Here is a 14,289-nt window from a genome sequence, read left to right on the forward strand (position 1 = left end):
GAATTGCACGCCCAGTACCGGCATTCAGGACGACGTTGCTTTCGCCGACGCTTCACGAAGCGTCAGGTCGACTGACGATCTCGCGGCGCCGGTAATTACTGCCTGTGTCCGCCGGGGCCGGGCGATGCGCCGCCGAGCCGGTACGCGGTGAAGAATTCGTACCATGGCGAACCCTGAGCGACGGGCACGCCGAGCGCCGACGTCCGCTGCTTCAATGCCGCGAACACGTCGTTGATACGCGCGGCCTGAGCGGCATCGCCGAATGGACGCGGCTTCGCCCTGCCCGCCGCGAATGCGCCGTAGGCGATCGCGAGCAGACGCGCGCTGTCGTCGATCGAGAAGATCGATCCGCTGATCGCTTCGACGAGGCGCGGCCGGTCCTCTTCGCGCGATGCGGCGATGCACTGGAACACGATCGCCGACACTTCGCGCAGATCGTTCGCGCGCAGCAAAGACGGCAGGCGCGCGGCGATCCGGTCGACCGGTTCCTCATGCAGCGCGGCGCCGAAGTCGAGCACGGCGGCCATCGGGTTGTCGTCCTGCTTCACGCGATCGAGCGCCGATGCGGGCGCGGCCGCCGCAGCATGCGCGACGTCGCCGGGCGCGGCGCGCAGCACGTCCGCCACCTGCTGCCGCCACTCCGGAAAGATCATCCGTACATTGCCGAACTGCTCGCCGCCTTGCGCGGCCGGATTCCATCGGTAGACGATCGTGCCGCCATGAATGAACGGCGAATACAGATGCTCGGGCGTTTGCGGCAGCGGCCGCCGGTTGATCGGCAGCCATGCGAGAGTCAGCCAGTCGTAGCGCCCGGTGGCGGGCACCGACGGGCTCGCACTCGCGACGACCTGCCAGGTGCCGCGGTTCACATAACGCCGGCGCGCGTCGGGCACCGCGACGGTTTGCTGTTTCGCGGTATCGAAGTAGGTCGTGCCGGTCACGTTTTCGCCGCTGTCCGGGGCCGGCGTGAGGGTGGCGATGACCCACGATGCGCCGTCGGCCGAACGATAGTCCGACGGCTGCAGCGTGGCGACGTCATGCACCATGCGCGTTTCGGCGGCGACGGGGCTCGGCGGAAGGTGGGCGGGACCGGCGACGATACTCGGCATGGACGTTCCTCGGAATCGGGTGCGTATCGGCGGACGCGAACCGAACGTGAAAGTTGGCAGCGTCGCATGTCGTTTCTCGTAACTGTAGAACGCCGCTGCCGGAAACGGAAACCGGCCGCGGCGGCTCCGGCTCGCGCAACGCGCACACGCACACGCACACGGCCGCTTCGGCTTACCATGCGCATCCTGGGGCAGCACGCCGCACACCGACCGGGAGCGCACATGACCGACGCGAAAGCCATTACGGAACACTGGACGCACGTCGCCGACCAATGGATCGACTGGGCCGGCAGGCCGGGCCACGATGCATTCTGGAAGTATCGCGAGGGGCTGGCGGCTTACCTTGGCCGCGGCAGCGGCCACGCACTGGAAATCGGTTGCGGCGAGGGCCGTGTGAGCCGCGAACTGAAGGCGCTCGGCTACGACGTGACCGCGAGCGACGCGGTGCCCGCGATGCTCGACGCCGCACGTCGCGCGGATTCCGCGCACCGTTACGCACTCGCCGACGCCGCCGCCTTGCCGTTCGATCCGGCCAGCTTCGACATCGTGATGGCATACAACGTGCTGATGGACCTCGACGACATGGCCGCCGCGTTGCACGAGGCGCGCCGCGTGCTGAAATCGGGCGGGCTGCTGTTCGTGTCGCTCGTGCATCCGTTTCGCGATCGTGGCCGTTTCGCGGGGCCGCAGCCCGACGCGCCGTTCATGCTCGAAGGCACGTATTTCGGCAGTGCGCATTTCGAAGGCGTGGAAGCGCGCGACGGGTTGTCGATGCATTTCGCGGGCTGGTCGCTGCCGCTGCAGGCCTACATGGATGCGCTGGAGGCGGCCGGCTTCGCGATCGTGTCGCTGCGCGAGCCGCTGCCTGACCGCGCCGACACGGACACGCTGAAGCAGTGGTCGCGCGTGCCGCTGTTCCTGTGGATCAAGGCGCGTCCGTTGGCGTGAAGCCGCCGCAGCGGCGGCGCGTGCGGCACGATCAGCGCGGCAAGACCTTCCGGTAGATCACGAATCCGGTTTTTTCGGCGATGGTGTCGTAGAGCCGCATCGCCGTGTGATTCGTCTCGTGCGTCTGCCAGTACACGCGTTCGGCGCGTTGCGCGTGCGCGGCGTCGTACACGGCTTCGATCAACGCGCGGCCCACGCCCTTGCCGCGTTCGCTCTCGAGCGTGAAAAGATCCTGCAGATAGCAGGTCGGCCCGATCAGCGTCGTGCTCCGGTGATACAGGAAATGAACGAGCCCGACGAGCCGACCGTTGCGCTCCGCGACCCGCGCATGGACGGGCTCGGCGCCGTCGAGGAAGCGCGACCACGTGAGCTGCGTGATCTCGCGCGGCAGCGCGGTGTCGCCGAAGCGGCCGTAGAAGCGGTTGTAGCCGTCCCACAGCGGCAGCCAGTTGTCGAAGTCGTCTTGCCGCACGGGGCGGACGGACAGGCCGGTGTCGGCAGCGTTCATGGTCGCGAACCTTTCGAGGATGGATGAAATGAAGCGTTGCCGGCGCGCCGGCAACGAGAACAGACATCCACGATAGGAACTTCGTGGCACCATGTATAGACCCATGACATCCTCACATTCTGGAGCCACGATGGATTACGCGGTGCTGCTGTCGACCTTCGAGCGCGAGGCGCGGCCGCACGCGGTCACGCGGATGTCGCAGCAGCAGCGGCTCTACGCGTGTCTGCGCGATGCGATCCTGAGCGGCCGGATCGCCGAAGGCGCGCGGCTTGCCGCCTCGCGCACGTTGGCCGACAAACTCGGCATCGCGCGCAACACGGTGCTGTACGCGTACGAGCGTCTTGCATCGGAAGGGTTCGTGATCGGCACACGGCAGGGCACGGTCGTCGCCCGGATGGGCTTGCGCGGGTCGCGGATCGCCGCTGCGGGGCCCGCCGGCGATGCGGCGATGCTGTCGCGGCGCGTGGCGCAGGCCGAGCGCGCGACGAGCGGCCTCGACGAATCGCTGCCGTTCATGCCGGGCGTGCCGGCCGTCGACGAATTCCCGCTCGCACAATGGCGGCGCTGCGTCGAACGCGCATGGCGCGCGGCGGGGCCGGCGCAGCTCGGCTATCAGTCCGCGGAAGGCGACGCGGTGTTGCGCGACGCGATCGCCGGTTATCTGCGCGCGTCGCGCGGCGTGCGTTGCGACGCCGCGCAGGTGATCGTCACCGACGGCACACAGGGCGCGCTCGACCTGTGCGCCCGCGCGCTGGCGGACGCGGGCGACGTCGCATGGATCGAGAACCCCGGCTACCACGGTGCGCGCAACGCGTTCTTCGCGGCCGACCTGCGGGTCGAGCCGATCGGCGTCGATGTGCAGGGGCTGGCGCCGCATCCGGACGACTGGCGCGATCGTGCGCCGAAGCTCGTCTACATCACGCCGTCGCACCAGTATCCGCTCGGCGCGGTGATGAGCCTCGAACGGCGGCTCGCGCTCGTTGCACGGGCACGCGCGGCCGGTGCCTGGATCATCGAGGATGACTACGACAGCGAGTTTCGCCACCACGGCACGCCGCACGCGGCCGTGCAGGGGCTCGCCGACGATGCACCGGTGATCTACCTCGGCACGTTCAGCAAGGTGATGTTTCCCGCGTTGCGGCTCGGCTTCATGGTCGTGCCGCCCGTGCTCGCGCAGCCGCTGCGCGATGCGGCGGGCGCGCTGATGTTGCAGGGCCGCGCGGTCGAGCAGCGTGCGCTCGCGGATTTCATCGAGGCCGGGCATTTCACGCGGCATCTGCGGCGCATGCGCCGCGTGTACGCCGAGCGGCGCGACGCGCTGCACGATGCGCTGGCGCGGCGATTGAGCACGCGGCTGACGGTGTCGGGCGGCGCAGGTGGCATGCATCTGTCGGCGCGGCTCGACGTGCCGGTGGCGGACACGGAGCTGAGCCGCGTCGCGCAGGCGCACGGGCTGATCCTGCGGCCGCTGTCGTCGTTCTGCCTGCCGGGCGCCGCGCACGGCTACAACGGGCTCGTGCTCGGCTACGGCGGCGTGCCGGCCGAGCGGATGGACGCGCTCGCGCGGCGGATCGGCGAAATGATCGACCGCGCGCTGGTCGCGCGGTGACGACCGTCGGGTCGCGCCGCCGTTGCATCGGGCCGCGACGGGCTGCGGGGCTGCTCATCCGTGCATCGGCGGATTGAGCCGCTCGAACGCGTCCTGCCGGCGATCAGGGAAGGACCGAGACGGCGCTTCGATTGCACGCGCCGCATCGAGCTTCGCTGGCCGAAGTCGATCCGCAGATCGACTATCCAGGCGGTGTCGTACAGCCGCGGCGCGCGGGCGCTGATCGCAATGCTTGCGGAGGTGCTGGTGGGCGCGTGATGGGCCGTCGGAAACGTTCGTACCCGACAGACGGAATCGCGACGGGGCCCCGTCACCGGAAAGCCGACGGCGGGCCGATCAGCGCGTCCGTCGGCGGTGTTATCGCTTCTTCGTGAAGCGCGCACCCTTCATCGTGAACTCGGCGTCATAGTCCTTGTAAAGCGCGAGGACGACCGTCAGTCCGATCACGGCGATAAAGAAGATGGTGGCGAGTTCCATCCCCGTCAGCGAGGCGACGGGGATGAAGCCGACTGTCGATAGGCCGCCTGTTGGAATGGCCGCAACTGCGACGGCACCGAGTGCCGCCAGCGCAACCGGGCCCAACGTCATGATCGTGCGGGTCTTTTTGAGCTTGTCCGCTAGTTCGCCGATCACGAGAAATTCGGCGACACCGGACTTTTGTGCCTGCTTCAGTTCGTCAACGGTGGTGATAATGACAGGTTCCATGCGGGTGGTTGCCTTCACGAGTGTGTGGAAGAGGAATCTACGCGACCGCCTCGAGCGGGCTGGCTCGACGACCGTATCCGGCCGGTTTCGATGCGGGATCGCCTGCTACAACGGCATGGATGCGGGAAACTTTAGAAAGTGATCTGACGAGCGCGGCCGGCCGGTGCGCTCGCGCGCACGTGATGGCCTGATCGCATTTCGCCGGTTGTACACGTTTCGTCATTTAGCTAATATTCAAAACGTCAAACGAGGCCGAACCCATGGACGACGTCACCCGCATCAGCGCACTGGCCAATGAAAGCCGTCTGGCCGTGATGCGCTGGCTCAAGCAGCCGCGCAAGCATTTTCCGCCGCAGCCGCATGGCGACTTCGACGAACTCGGCGTGTGCTGCACGTACATCACCGAGAAGCTCGGCATCGCGCCGGCGACGACCACGCGCCACATGCGCATCCTCGCGGATGCCGGACTCGTGCGAGCGACGCGCGTCGGCAAGTTCACGTACTACAAGCGGATCGACGATGCGCTGCATCAGTTGGGCCGCGATCTCCTGCAACTCTGATCTTCACAGAGGCAAACGACATGGATGAACTCGCCCTGCTGGCCGACGCCGACCGGCGCGCGCACGCGTATCTCGCAGCGACCGGCGAACGGCGCGCCTACCCCGATGCGGCCGCGCTCGCCGATCTCGCTGCTTTCGACGAACCGCTGCCCGATACGGGCTACCCGGCCGACGACGTGCTGCGCTTGCTCGACGAGCGCGGCACGCCCGCGACCGTCGCATCGAACGGCCCGAACTACTTCGGCTTCGTGATCGGCGCGACGCTGCCGGCCGCCGCGGCGGCCGAGCGGCTGATGCTCGCGTGGGACCAGTGCGCGTCGTCGTTCGCGAACTCGCCGGTGGCCGCGACGATCGAGCGGCAGGCCGCGCGCTGGGTCGCCGACGTGCTCGGGCTGCCCGAAGACAGCGCGGTCGGCTTCGGCACGAGCGCGACGGCCTGCACGCTGGTCGCGCTGGTCGCCGCGCGGCGTGCACTGCTCGCACGCAAGGGCTGGGACGTCGACGAGGACGGGCTGATCGGCGCGCCCGAGGTCAAGGTCGTGCTCTCCGAGCTCGCGCACGTCACCGTGAAGAAGGCGCTGCGGGTGCTCGGCTTCGGGATGAAGCGCCTGATCGTCGCGCCGGTCGACGCGCACGGCCGCATCGATCCGGCGCAATTGCCGCCGCTCGACGACATGACGATCCTCTGTGTGCAGGCCGGCGAAGTGAACACGGGCGAGTTCGATCCGTTCGCGACGCTGATTCCGCGCGCGAAGGCCGCCGGCGCATGGGTGCACGTGGATGGCGCGTTCGGGCTGTGGGCGCGCGCGTCGTCGAAGCGCGCGCTGACCGACGGCATCGACGGCGCGGACAGCTGGACCACCGATGGCCACAAGTGGCTCAACACGCCGTACGACGGTGCGATGGTGATCTGCCGCGACGCAGCCGCACTCGCGACCGCGATGAACAGCGATGCCGTCTACCTGAGCGGTGCGCGGGACGCGCAAAAGAACCTCAACCTCGAGTTCTCGCGGCGGGCGCGCGGCATTCCGGTGTGGGCCGCGCTGCGCGCGCTCGGTCGCGCCGGCGTGGCGACGCTGGTGGAGCGGCATTGCGCGCAGGCGCAGCGCGTCGCCGACGGCCTGCGCGCGGCCGGCTACGACGTGCTGAACCGTGTCGTGCTGAACCAGGTGCTTGTGCGCGCCGGCACCGACGACGAGACGATCGCGATCCTTCAGGCCGCGCAGGATTCGGGCGACGCATGGTTCGGGCAGACCGTGTGGCAAGGGCGCCCGGCGTTCCGGATCAGCGTGTCGTCGTGGCGCACGGAGGACGAACACATCGATCGCCTTGTCGCGTTGCTGACGAAGCTGCGCGGCGTGCACGTGGGCTGAGCGACGTCGCCAGGCAGTGGTGGGCGAGCATCATGCCGGTGATCTCGTCCGCGTGAAAATGTCGGACAATGACGCGGCATGCACGCCGCGCCCGCCTGGGCGGCGCGTTCAACCGCTGCATTGACGCCGACGAGATCCCCATGTCCACGACATCTCCCCGTGAACTGCTAAAAGCCGCCGACATTGCGAAGATGGAACCGACCCGCGAGGTGCATTCGCTCAATCCAAACGCCGTTCGCCTCAAACGGCAGCTCAGCGATCTGACCGGCCTCACGCAGATCGGCTGCCACCTGCTCACGCTGATGCCCGGCCACGAGTCGGCCGAGTATCACCGCCACCTGTACGAGGAAGAATGCGCGTACGTGCTGTCCGGCACCGGCACGGCCACGATCGGCGAACGCGTGTGCGAAATCGGGCCGGGCGATTTTCTCGGCTTTCCGCGCGGCGGCGATGCACACACGTTGCAGAACACCGGCGACGTGCCGCTGGAACTGTTCATTCTTGGCCAGCGCCTCGAACATGACGTGTGCGAATACCCGAGAATCGGCAAGCGGCTTTACATCGCCGGCGACCTCGAGGATTTCGTCGAGCTGCCGAAACGGCCGTAGACGGCACGCATCCGCATCGGCCGTCGTCATGCTTATGATGCGGGAACGCCACTGACAGGATTCCACGCCATGGACGCGCCGCATCCGCCGATGAATGCCCCCATCTCCGAAACGGAACCTGAAACCCAGACCGTCGCCGAGCCGCGCGCGTCGCGCGTGCAGCGGCCCGTTGCGCTCGTCACCGGATCGACGTCGGGGATCGGCGCGGCCATTGCACGACGCCTGGCGGCGGACGGTTATGCGGTGATCCTGCATTCGCGCAGCTCCGCCGAAACCGGTCGCGCGATGGCGCGCGAACTCGGCGCGGCCTACGTGCAGGCGGATCTCGCCGACGATGCGCAGCGCGTGCGGCTGATCCGCGATGCGCTCGCGGTGCACGGCCGCCTCGACGTGCTGGTGAACAACGCGGGCGTGAGCCGCGTGATTCCGCATGACGATCTCGCGGCGGCCACGCCCGACGTGTGGCGCGAGATGTACGAGATCAACGTGATCGCGCCGTTCCGGCTCGTTGCCGAAGCGCAGCCCGCGCTGCTCGAAGCAGCATCGGGCGGGCGCGCCGGTTGCGTGATCAACGTCAGCTCGCATGCGGGCGTGCGGCCGAAGGGCGCATCGATTCCGTACGCGGCGGCGAAGGCCGCGCTCAATCACACGACGCGCTTGCTGGCGCGCACGCTCGCGCCGGCGATTCGCGTCAATGCGGTGGCGCCGGGGCTCGTCGATACGCCGCTGACCGCCGACTGGACCGACGCGCGGCGGCTCTGGCGCGAGCGCGCGCCGATGCGCCGCGCGGCGACGCCGGACGACGTCGCGCAGACGGTTGCGATGCTCGTCGCATCCGATTACGTGACGGGTGAGATCGTGATGCTCGACGGCGGATTGAACCTGACCTGACCGCGGATACGTGATGCGGTCGGCGCGGCGGCCTCGTACCGGCGGCGAAGCCGCCTGCCGGTCTCGCCGATCACCGGCCGCGCGATCAGCCGAGGTTCGACCGCAGCCGCGCGAGCGCGTGGTCGTGCGTGCGTTCGAACTTCAGCGGCGTGACCGCGATATAGCCTTCGCCAAGCGCGATCGTTTCCGAATCGGCATCGTCGTCGCGCGGCGCGCGCGCCAGCTTAAGCCAGTGATAGTCGATCTCGCGCGGATCGCGCCCCGACACGATTTCGACGCCCTGCAACGTGCCGGCGCCCTGGTTCGTCGCCTTCAGGCCGCGCACGTCGTCGGCCGGCCGCGCCGGGAAATTCACGTTGAGACATGCATCGCTGTCCCAGCCGGCCGCGATCAGCCGCCGAATCACGTCCGGCGCATGCGTGCGCGCCGTATGCCACGGCACCGCGTTGCGGTCGATGAAGGCCTGGCTCAGCGCGATCGCCGGCACGCCGACCAGCATGCTCGTCATCGCGGCGCCGACCGTGCCGGAGAACACCGTTTCGGTGCCGAGGTTCGCGCCGCGATTCACGCCGGACAGCACGACGTCGGGCCGTGCATCCTTCATCAGGTGACTGACCGCGGTCGCGACGCAATCGCCCGGCGTGCCGCGCACGGCGAAGCGGCGCTCGCCCTTGCGATGCACGCGCAGCGGTTCGTGCAGGCTCAGCGAATGCGACGTGCCGCTCTGGTCTTCCGCCGGCGCGACGATCCACACTTCGCGCGCCAGTTGCGTGGCGACCTGTTCGAGCACTTCAAGGCCGGGGGCGTCGAATCCGTCGTCGTTGGTGAGCAGGACGCGGTCGAACAGCGGGCGGGTTTCTGACATCGGGACGATCCTCGCAGATAGGCAATGAGGGAAAGGACAGCGCGGGTACCCGCAAGGCTAGCATCCGGTCGCGACGCGTGTCGCGTCGTGCAGCGCCGCACCTGCGCGCGAATGCGAAAACGGGCGCATGATGCGCCCGCTCTCTCCGGCTCGACGTGCTGCCCGCATCGCGGGTCGGAACCGCGCGGCCCGCGTGCCCGATTACCCGAGCAGATACCGCAGCAATCCGGCCGACACGACGCCGACGATGACGGTCGGCAGGATCGACAGGCGGGTCGCCGCGGCCAGCGTGACGGCGAGCGCGAGCAGATCGGCCGGGCGCGTCGACACGAAGGCCGGCGCGATCACCGAGATCAGCACGCAGCCGGGCACGTTCTCCATCACCGATGCCATCCGCGGGCTCAGCGTGCGGTTGCGCAGCAGCACGTAGCCGAGCACGCGCGACAGGTAGGTCGTCGACGCCATCAGCACGATGGTCGCGACCGTCGCGAAATCAGGCAGCATCGCGCGGCTCCCACAGCAGCGCGGCGATCAGGCCCGCGCACGCACCGGCCGGAACGTACCACGCGCCGGGCACGGCCAGGTGCGTGGCGGCCGCGACGACCAGGCTCACGAACCACGGCCGGCTCGCGCGCATGCCTTTCCACATCCCGCGCAGGAGCACCAGAAACACGGCCGTGAACGCCATGTCGAAGCCGTACTGCTCGACGTTGCCGATCGTCGGGCCGACCGCCGCGCCGAGCGTCGTCATCGAGATCCACGTCAGGTACAGCCCCACGCATATGCCCGCGTAATAGGGGACGCTGATGTGCGTGGCCGAGCGCGAGCGCGCGTCGGCGAGCGACATCGCCCAGCTTTCGTCGCACATGAAGAACAGCGCGGCGAACGCGCGGCGGCGCGGCAGGCGCCGGATGTAGGGCGCGAACGCCGCGCCCATCAGGATGTGGCGCGAATTCACGAGGAACGACATCGCGACGATCAGCGCGATGTGCGGCGGCGACGTCCACAAATGGATCGCCGCGAATTCCGAGCCGCCGCCGAAGTTCAGGCCCGTCATCATCGGCACCTCGAACAGGCTCAGCCCTTTTTGCGCGGCCTGCGCGCCGAGCACCAGCGCGAACGGCACGAAACCCAGCATGACGGGCAGCGCCACGCGCAATCCGCGGCCCATCTCTGCGACATAGGCGGGCTTGTCGCGAAGCCCGGACGACGTTGAAACGCTACTGCTCATTACTCCTCCTTCGGGGGAGGGGGATTGTCTGCTTTTTTGACTCGAATCGGGTTGCGTTGCCGATCGAAATTCATAAGAATTTGGCATTGAGCGCGTGATTTGCGATTTTTTTGGAATTTGATGCCAATGAAGCTTGATGCTATCGACCGACGGATCCTGAGCGCGCTGCAACGCGACGGCCGCATGCAGAACGTGGAACTCGCGCACGAGGTCGGGCTGTCGCCGTCGCCGTGCCTGCGGCGCGTGCGGCTGCTCGAGGAGGCGGGCGTAATCGAGAAATACGTGGCCGTGCTGAACCCGGCGAAGGTCGGCAAGGGTCTGACGATCTTCACGCGCGTGTGGCTGAAGGGGCAGGACGCCGAATCCGTGAACCGCTTCGCCGAGGCGGTCCAGCAGATGCCGGAAGTGGTCGAATGCCATCTGATGGCCGGCGACTGCGATTTCCTGCTGCGCGTGGTCGCGGCCGACATCGACGACTACCGGCGCTTCCAGATGGAATACCTGACGCGCATCCCGGGCGTGCTGAGCGTGAAGACCGACATTCCGATGCAGAAGATCAAGCTCACGTCGGCGCTGCCGACGTAACGCGGCACGGGCGCGTGACGACGATTCGGCGAATCGTCACCGGCCGGTGACATTTGGCCGATACACTGGGAGGACGAGCCGCTTCGCCACGCACCGGCTGCGTCACGGTGCGATTTCGATGCGCAAGCAACTAACGGTCAACCGCGACGGGATCCATGAATACGCGCGCTGCGCGCAATGCGATCCGCCGCGCGGTGCGTCATTCTTGTCGAGCCATTCATGCAGCCATTCAACAATCCGTGGAATTCGCTGGAAATCGTCAAGCTCGTGCTCGGCGTGCTGACGCCGTTGTCGGTCGCGTGTCTCGGCTGGCTCGTCGCGCGCCGGCTGAAGCGGCTCGAGCTCGTGCAGTGGACCAACCAGCGGCTGATCGAGAAGCGGCTCACGCTGTACGACACGGTCGCGCCGCAGCTCAATGCGCTGCTGTGCTTCTACACGTGGATCGGCTACTGGAAGGACATCTCGCCGGACGACGTGATCCGCGCGAAGCGCGAACTCGATCGCACGTTCCACATCTACCGCTACCTGTTCGACGACGACGTGTACGACGCGTATCACACGTTCATCCACGCGTTGTTCGAGATGCATACGGGGCCGGGGCGCGACGCGCGGATTCGTTCGCTGATCCAGGCCCCGGACGGCGACCGCAGCGTGCACGGCACGTACGAGTGGAAGGCCGCGTGGTCCGAGCGGTTTTCGACTGCGAACGTGACGGACAAGGCCGAGGTGGTGCGGCACTACACGCAGCTGATGGAGCGGCTGCGCGTGGCGCTCGGCGCGAATCGCTGACGTGTGCGGATGCGCGCCGATAGTCGATTTGCTAGCGGGCGATGCGCATTGATCCCGACATGCACGCAGCGGATGCGCGATGCGCGTCGCGGCTGACATGCTCGCGGCGATGTTCATTCACGTAAAGTTCGCCGGCTGATCGACATGGGTTTCGATCGCGCGTCGCGCCGGCCGTGCACACGACGGGTGACCAGGAACGACGCATCAAGCGAGCGAGATCACGAGTTTCTTGCCGCAAGCTGCCGCGTACTTGCGCAGCGTATCGATGGATGGTGAATGCTGGCCCGTCGCGAGCGCGCGCTCGAGTCGCGTCACCGCCGGTGCTTGCGTGCCCATGCGCTCGGCTACGTCGGCTTGCGACAGGCCGGCGTCTCGCCGGGCAGCCAGCATCATGTCGAGCAGTGCGAGTTCTTCGCGGTTCAGTCGCTCGTATTCGGCGTGCACCTCGGGGTCAGACAAGGCACGCTCGCGTAGCGCCTTATACGTTGCCATCTTGAACCTCCTTGAGTCGTTGGCGTGCGATTTTCAGTTCCTTCCGGGGCGTCTTTTGCGTCTTCTTCACGAAACAATGCAGCATGACGATACGCCGGTCGACGATCGCGCAGTAGAACACCCTGGCGATGCCTTCGGCGCCCTTCAGTCGCATTTCGTACAGCCCGTTTCCCATCGACAAGGTGTGCGGCTCGCCGAGATTCGGGCCGTACTGTTCCATGCGATCGGCGAGCGCAAAAAAACGAGCACACAGCGTTGTCGGCAACGCGATGACGGCTGTTTCCACGCGTGCATTGAAGAAATGAATTTCGTATCCGTTAGCCGGCATAGTAACAAATATGTTATATCGATGCAAATGCGTAGTTGGACCGCGACGGTGGACGCGGTCGGACGTTCGGTTCGTCGAAGCGTCGTTACGTCTGCGGTGGATTGCGATCAGGAAGGCGGCGTCCGACGGGCATCGGGCGATCTGAATCGGGCAACGTGCGCGATTCGGTGTCGGCGCGGGGAGCGCAGGTCGGAAGCGCCGGCGTGGAGAGGTGGAATACGGAAGTCTCCCCGTGCCGAAGCAGCGTGAAAGGGAGGTCAGTTTGGGTGCGTGCGTGATGCGGGTCAATCGACCGGACGACCGATGTTTCGATGTGGCGCCGCGGCCGATCGCCAACGGATTCGCGCCGTTTCGCCGGGACAACGAACGCATGCCGTGCGATCCGGCGTGAACGAACTGGCGCGCGTGTCGATGCGACACCCGCGCCGATCAAGGCTTTCGGCAAGCCACCTGATAATCGATCACGGCGTTCGCCGATGGCGTATCCGGCTCGCCGCCGGCCGTCGTCACACCGAGCACGCCGGCCGCGCTGCGATACCGCAGCGCGCAATATCCCATGCCGGTGCCCGAGCACGCTTCGGCTTCGATGATCCCGTGTTTCGCGAGCGTGGCTGCTCCGTCCATCGGGTCCGGCTTCTCGCGCGGGCGCAGCGGCTGCCAGCCACGCGAGATCAGGATCTTGCGCGCAGCATCGAGCGGCTTGCCGTATACGTTGGGCACGACTGCACGGCCGTGGCAGAACGTGCGCTCGGCGGCGACCGCGGTCAGCCGCAAGCCGCCATGTTCGTCGCGCAGCTCGCCGATGGGCGCCGACGGGCCATCGCCGCCCCAGACCAGCAGCGCGCCGCTTTCCAGCGGCTCCACCGAGCCCAGCTGCCAGCCGGCCGAGCGCGCCGTGTAGCCGAGCGCGACGAGCATCGTGCCGTCGAAGACCCCGACGTTCGCATTGCGCGCATAACAGATCGCGCTCGTCCCCGGCTTGAAACCGCTCGCGAACGTAACGACCGTGTAGCGACCAAGCGGCGCTTCCGACGTCACGATCCAGCCGAGCTTCGCGACGTCGCGGCCGGCCGCGGTTGCGGTCTTCGCACGATATTGCGCGCAGAACGCGTCGAGCGTGCCGTTCTCCGGCGAGCGCGGCAACGCGCCGAGCGGAACCAGCGACGCGCCCGCGATATCGGAAGCCGTGCGCAACGTATCGGCGAACGCCGCGCCGGCGAGCGCGACGCCCGCGACGGCGGCGATCGATGCGACGAGGCGGGAAAACGGCTGAACCGTCATGCGACGCATGGGAATGGACGCGGGAAAAGAACGGGCATCGACCGTTTGCGTGCGTGCCCGTCGCCGGGCATTCAAGCCTTCGCGATCACGTCGATCCGCAGCGCGTCGCCGCCGTCGACGATTGCCAGCAGGCGATCGACGTTCGGGTGTGCGCCCGGGCGGTTGCGCGCATCGGCGGTGTGCTCCGCGAACACGGCGAGGCCGTGCTCGGCGGCCTTCGCGTCGAGCGTGCCGAATGCCTGCTTCAGATAGTTGTACACCGCGAGCGAGCCCTGCTTGCCCGGCTGGTTCTCGATGCTGGCGACCACGTCGCCGTTCGCGGCGACGAGATCGATGCGAGCGACACCGTCGATGGCCGGCAGTTGCGCGAGGTTGTCCTTGAATACGTGGGTCGGTTGAATCACTGA

At 67.5% G+C, this 14,289-nt stretch carries 18 protein-coding genes; 8 read left to right on the forward strand and 10 right to left on the reverse strand.

Annotation, left to right across the window (positions count from 1 at the left end; all coding sequences use genetic code 11):
* Positions 1-95: 95 nt before the first annotated feature.
* Entirely contained in the window at positions 96-1,109 is a 1,014-nt protein-coding gene (locus WI26_RS16095; RefSeq protein WP_069226502.1) for a hypothetical protein, read from the reverse strand.
* A gap of 222 nt (positions 1,110-1,331) precedes the next feature.
* On the opposite strand from WI26_RS16095, the gene WI26_RS16100 reads away from it, so the two are divergent.
* On the forward strand, positions 1,332-2,057 hold the full coding sequence (locus WI26_RS16100) for a class I SAM-dependent methyltransferase (protein ID WP_069226503.1): 726 nt from the start codon (positions 1,332-1,334) through the stop codon (positions 2,055-2,057).
* Positions 2,058-2,088: 31 nt separating this feature from the next.
* Here WI26_RS16100 and WI26_RS16105 read toward each other — a convergent pair whose 3' ends face one another.
* On the reverse strand, positions 2,089-2,565 hold the full coding sequence (locus WI26_RS16105; protein WP_059464943.1) for a GNAT family N-acetyltransferase: 477 nt from the start codon (positions 2,563-2,565) through the stop codon (positions 2,089-2,091).
* Positions 2,566-2,695: 130 nt separating this feature from the next.
* Between WI26_RS16105 and WI26_RS16110 the strand changes: the two genes are divergently transcribed.
* Complete coding sequence (locus WI26_RS16110; RefSeq protein WP_069226504.1) at positions 2,696-4,174, forward strand: PLP-dependent aminotransferase family protein; 1,479 nt, start codon at positions 2,696-2,698, stop codon at positions 4,172-4,174.
* A 357-nt stretch (positions 4,175-4,531) separates the two neighbouring features.
* Here the strand turns inward: WI26_RS16110 and WI26_RS16120 are convergent, their stop codons facing one another.
* Positions 4,532-4,879: a hypothetical protein gene (locus tag WI26_RS16120; protein ID WP_069226506.1), complete on the reverse strand. Its 348-nt coding sequence runs from the start codon at positions 4,877-4,879 to the stop codon at positions 4,532-4,534.
* Positions 4,880-5,139: 260 nt separating this feature from the next.
* On the opposite strand from WI26_RS16120, the gene WI26_RS16125 reads away from it, so the two are divergent.
* From WI26_RS16125 to WI26_RS16140, 4 genes are all read left to right on the forward strand, one after another.
* Positions 5,140-5,439 (forward strand): ArsR/SmtB family transcription factor, encoded by a 300-nt coding sequence (locus WI26_RS16125; protein WP_059605012.1) that lies wholly within the window; start codon positions 5,140-5,142, stop codon positions 5,437-5,439.
* Between the two features lie 20 nt (positions 5,440-5,459).
* Entirely contained in the window at positions 5,460-6,812 is a 1,353-nt protein-coding gene (locus tag WI26_RS16130; RefSeq protein WP_069226507.1) for a pyridoxal phosphate-dependent decarboxylase family protein, read from the forward strand.
* 140 nt (positions 6,813-6,952) lie between these two features.
* Positions 6,953-7,420: a cupin domain-containing protein gene (locus WI26_RS16135; protein WP_069227745.1), complete on the forward strand. Its 468-nt coding sequence runs from the start codon at positions 6,953-6,955 to the stop codon at positions 7,418-7,420.
* 69 nt (positions 7,421-7,489) lie between these two features.
* Positions 7,490-8,311, forward strand: a complete 822-nt coding sequence (locus WI26_RS16140) for an SDR family NAD(P)-dependent oxidoreductase (RefSeq protein ID WP_069226508.1) — start codon at positions 7,490-7,492, stop codon at positions 8,309-8,311.
* An 85-nt stretch (positions 8,312-8,396) separates the two neighbouring features.
* Here WI26_RS16140 and surE read toward each other — a convergent pair whose 3' ends face one another.
* The 3 genes from surE to WI26_RS16155 form a co-directional block, all read right to left on the reverse strand.
* Positions 8,397-9,176, reverse strand: coding sequence for a 5'/3'-nucleotidase SurE (surE, locus tag WI26_RS16145; RefSeq protein WP_069226509.1), 780 nt, complete (start codon positions 9,174-9,176; stop codon positions 8,397-8,399).
* A 201-nt stretch (positions 9,177-9,377) separates the two neighbouring features.
* Positions 9,378-9,680 carry an AzlD family protein gene (locus WI26_RS16150; protein ID WP_059464949.1) on the reverse strand — a complete coding sequence of 101 codons (303 nt, stop codon included), beginning with the start codon at positions 9,678-9,680 and terminating at the stop codon, positions 9,378-9,380.
* The gene (locus WI26_RS16155; RefSeq protein WP_069226510.1) at positions 9,670-10,407 is read right to left on the reverse strand and encodes an AzlC family ABC transporter permease; all 738 of its coding nucleotides are present in this window, start codon (positions 10,405-10,407) and stop codon (positions 9,670-9,672) included. The genes WI26_RS16150 and WI26_RS16155 overlap by 11 nt, the downstream gene beginning before the upstream one ends.
* Before the next feature lie 126 nt (positions 10,408-10,533).
* On the opposite strand from WI26_RS16155, the gene WI26_RS16160 reads away from it, so the two are divergent.
* Both WI26_RS16160 and WI26_RS16165 read left to right on the forward strand, forming a co-directional pair.
* Positions 10,534-10,992, forward strand: a complete 459-nt coding sequence (locus WI26_RS16160; RefSeq protein ID WP_059447568.1) for an Lrp/AsnC family transcriptional regulator — start codon at positions 10,534-10,536, stop codon at positions 10,990-10,992.
* A 219-nt stretch (positions 10,993-11,211) separates the two neighbouring features.
* Positions 11,212-11,781: a hypothetical protein gene (locus WI26_RS16165; protein WP_069226511.1), complete on the forward strand. Its 570-nt coding sequence runs from the start codon at positions 11,212-11,214 to the stop codon at positions 11,779-11,781.
* Positions 11,782-11,985: 204 nt separating this feature from the next.
* Here WI26_RS16165 and WI26_RS16170 read toward each other — a convergent pair whose 3' ends face one another.
* The 4 genes from WI26_RS16170 to WI26_RS16185 all read right to left on the reverse strand — a co-directional run bounded on the left by WI26_RS16170 (position 11,986) and on the right by WI26_RS16185 (position 14,286).
* Entirely contained in the window at positions 11,986-12,273 is a 288-nt protein-coding gene (locus tag WI26_RS16170) for a helix-turn-helix domain-containing protein (protein WP_059593657.1), read from the reverse strand.
* Complete coding sequence (locus WI26_RS33325; protein ID WP_335622149.1) at positions 12,260-12,973, reverse strand: type II toxin-antitoxin system RelE/ParE family toxin; 714 nt, start codon at positions 12,971-12,973, stop codon at positions 12,260-12,262. Before WI26_RS33325 ends, WI26_RS16170 begins: the two co-directional genes overlap by 14 nt.
* A 57-nt stretch (positions 12,974-13,030) precedes the next feature.
* Complete coding sequence (locus tag WI26_RS16180; RefSeq protein ID WP_420480789.1) at positions 13,031-13,882, reverse strand: hypothetical protein; 852 nt, start codon at positions 13,880-13,882, stop codon at positions 13,031-13,033.
* 71 nt (positions 13,883-13,953) lie between these two features.
* Positions 13,954-14,286, reverse strand: coding sequence for a DUF2322 family protein (locus WI26_RS16185; RefSeq protein WP_059464954.1), 333 nt, complete (start codon positions 14,284-14,286; stop codon positions 13,954-13,956).
* Positions 14,287-14,289 lie beyond the last annotated feature (3 nt).

The sequence above is a fragment of the Burkholderia diffusa genome, assembly GCF_001718315.1.
Taxonomy (GTDB): domain Bacteria; phylum Pseudomonadota; class Gammaproteobacteria; order Burkholderiales; family Burkholderiaceae; genus Burkholderia; species Burkholderia diffusa_B.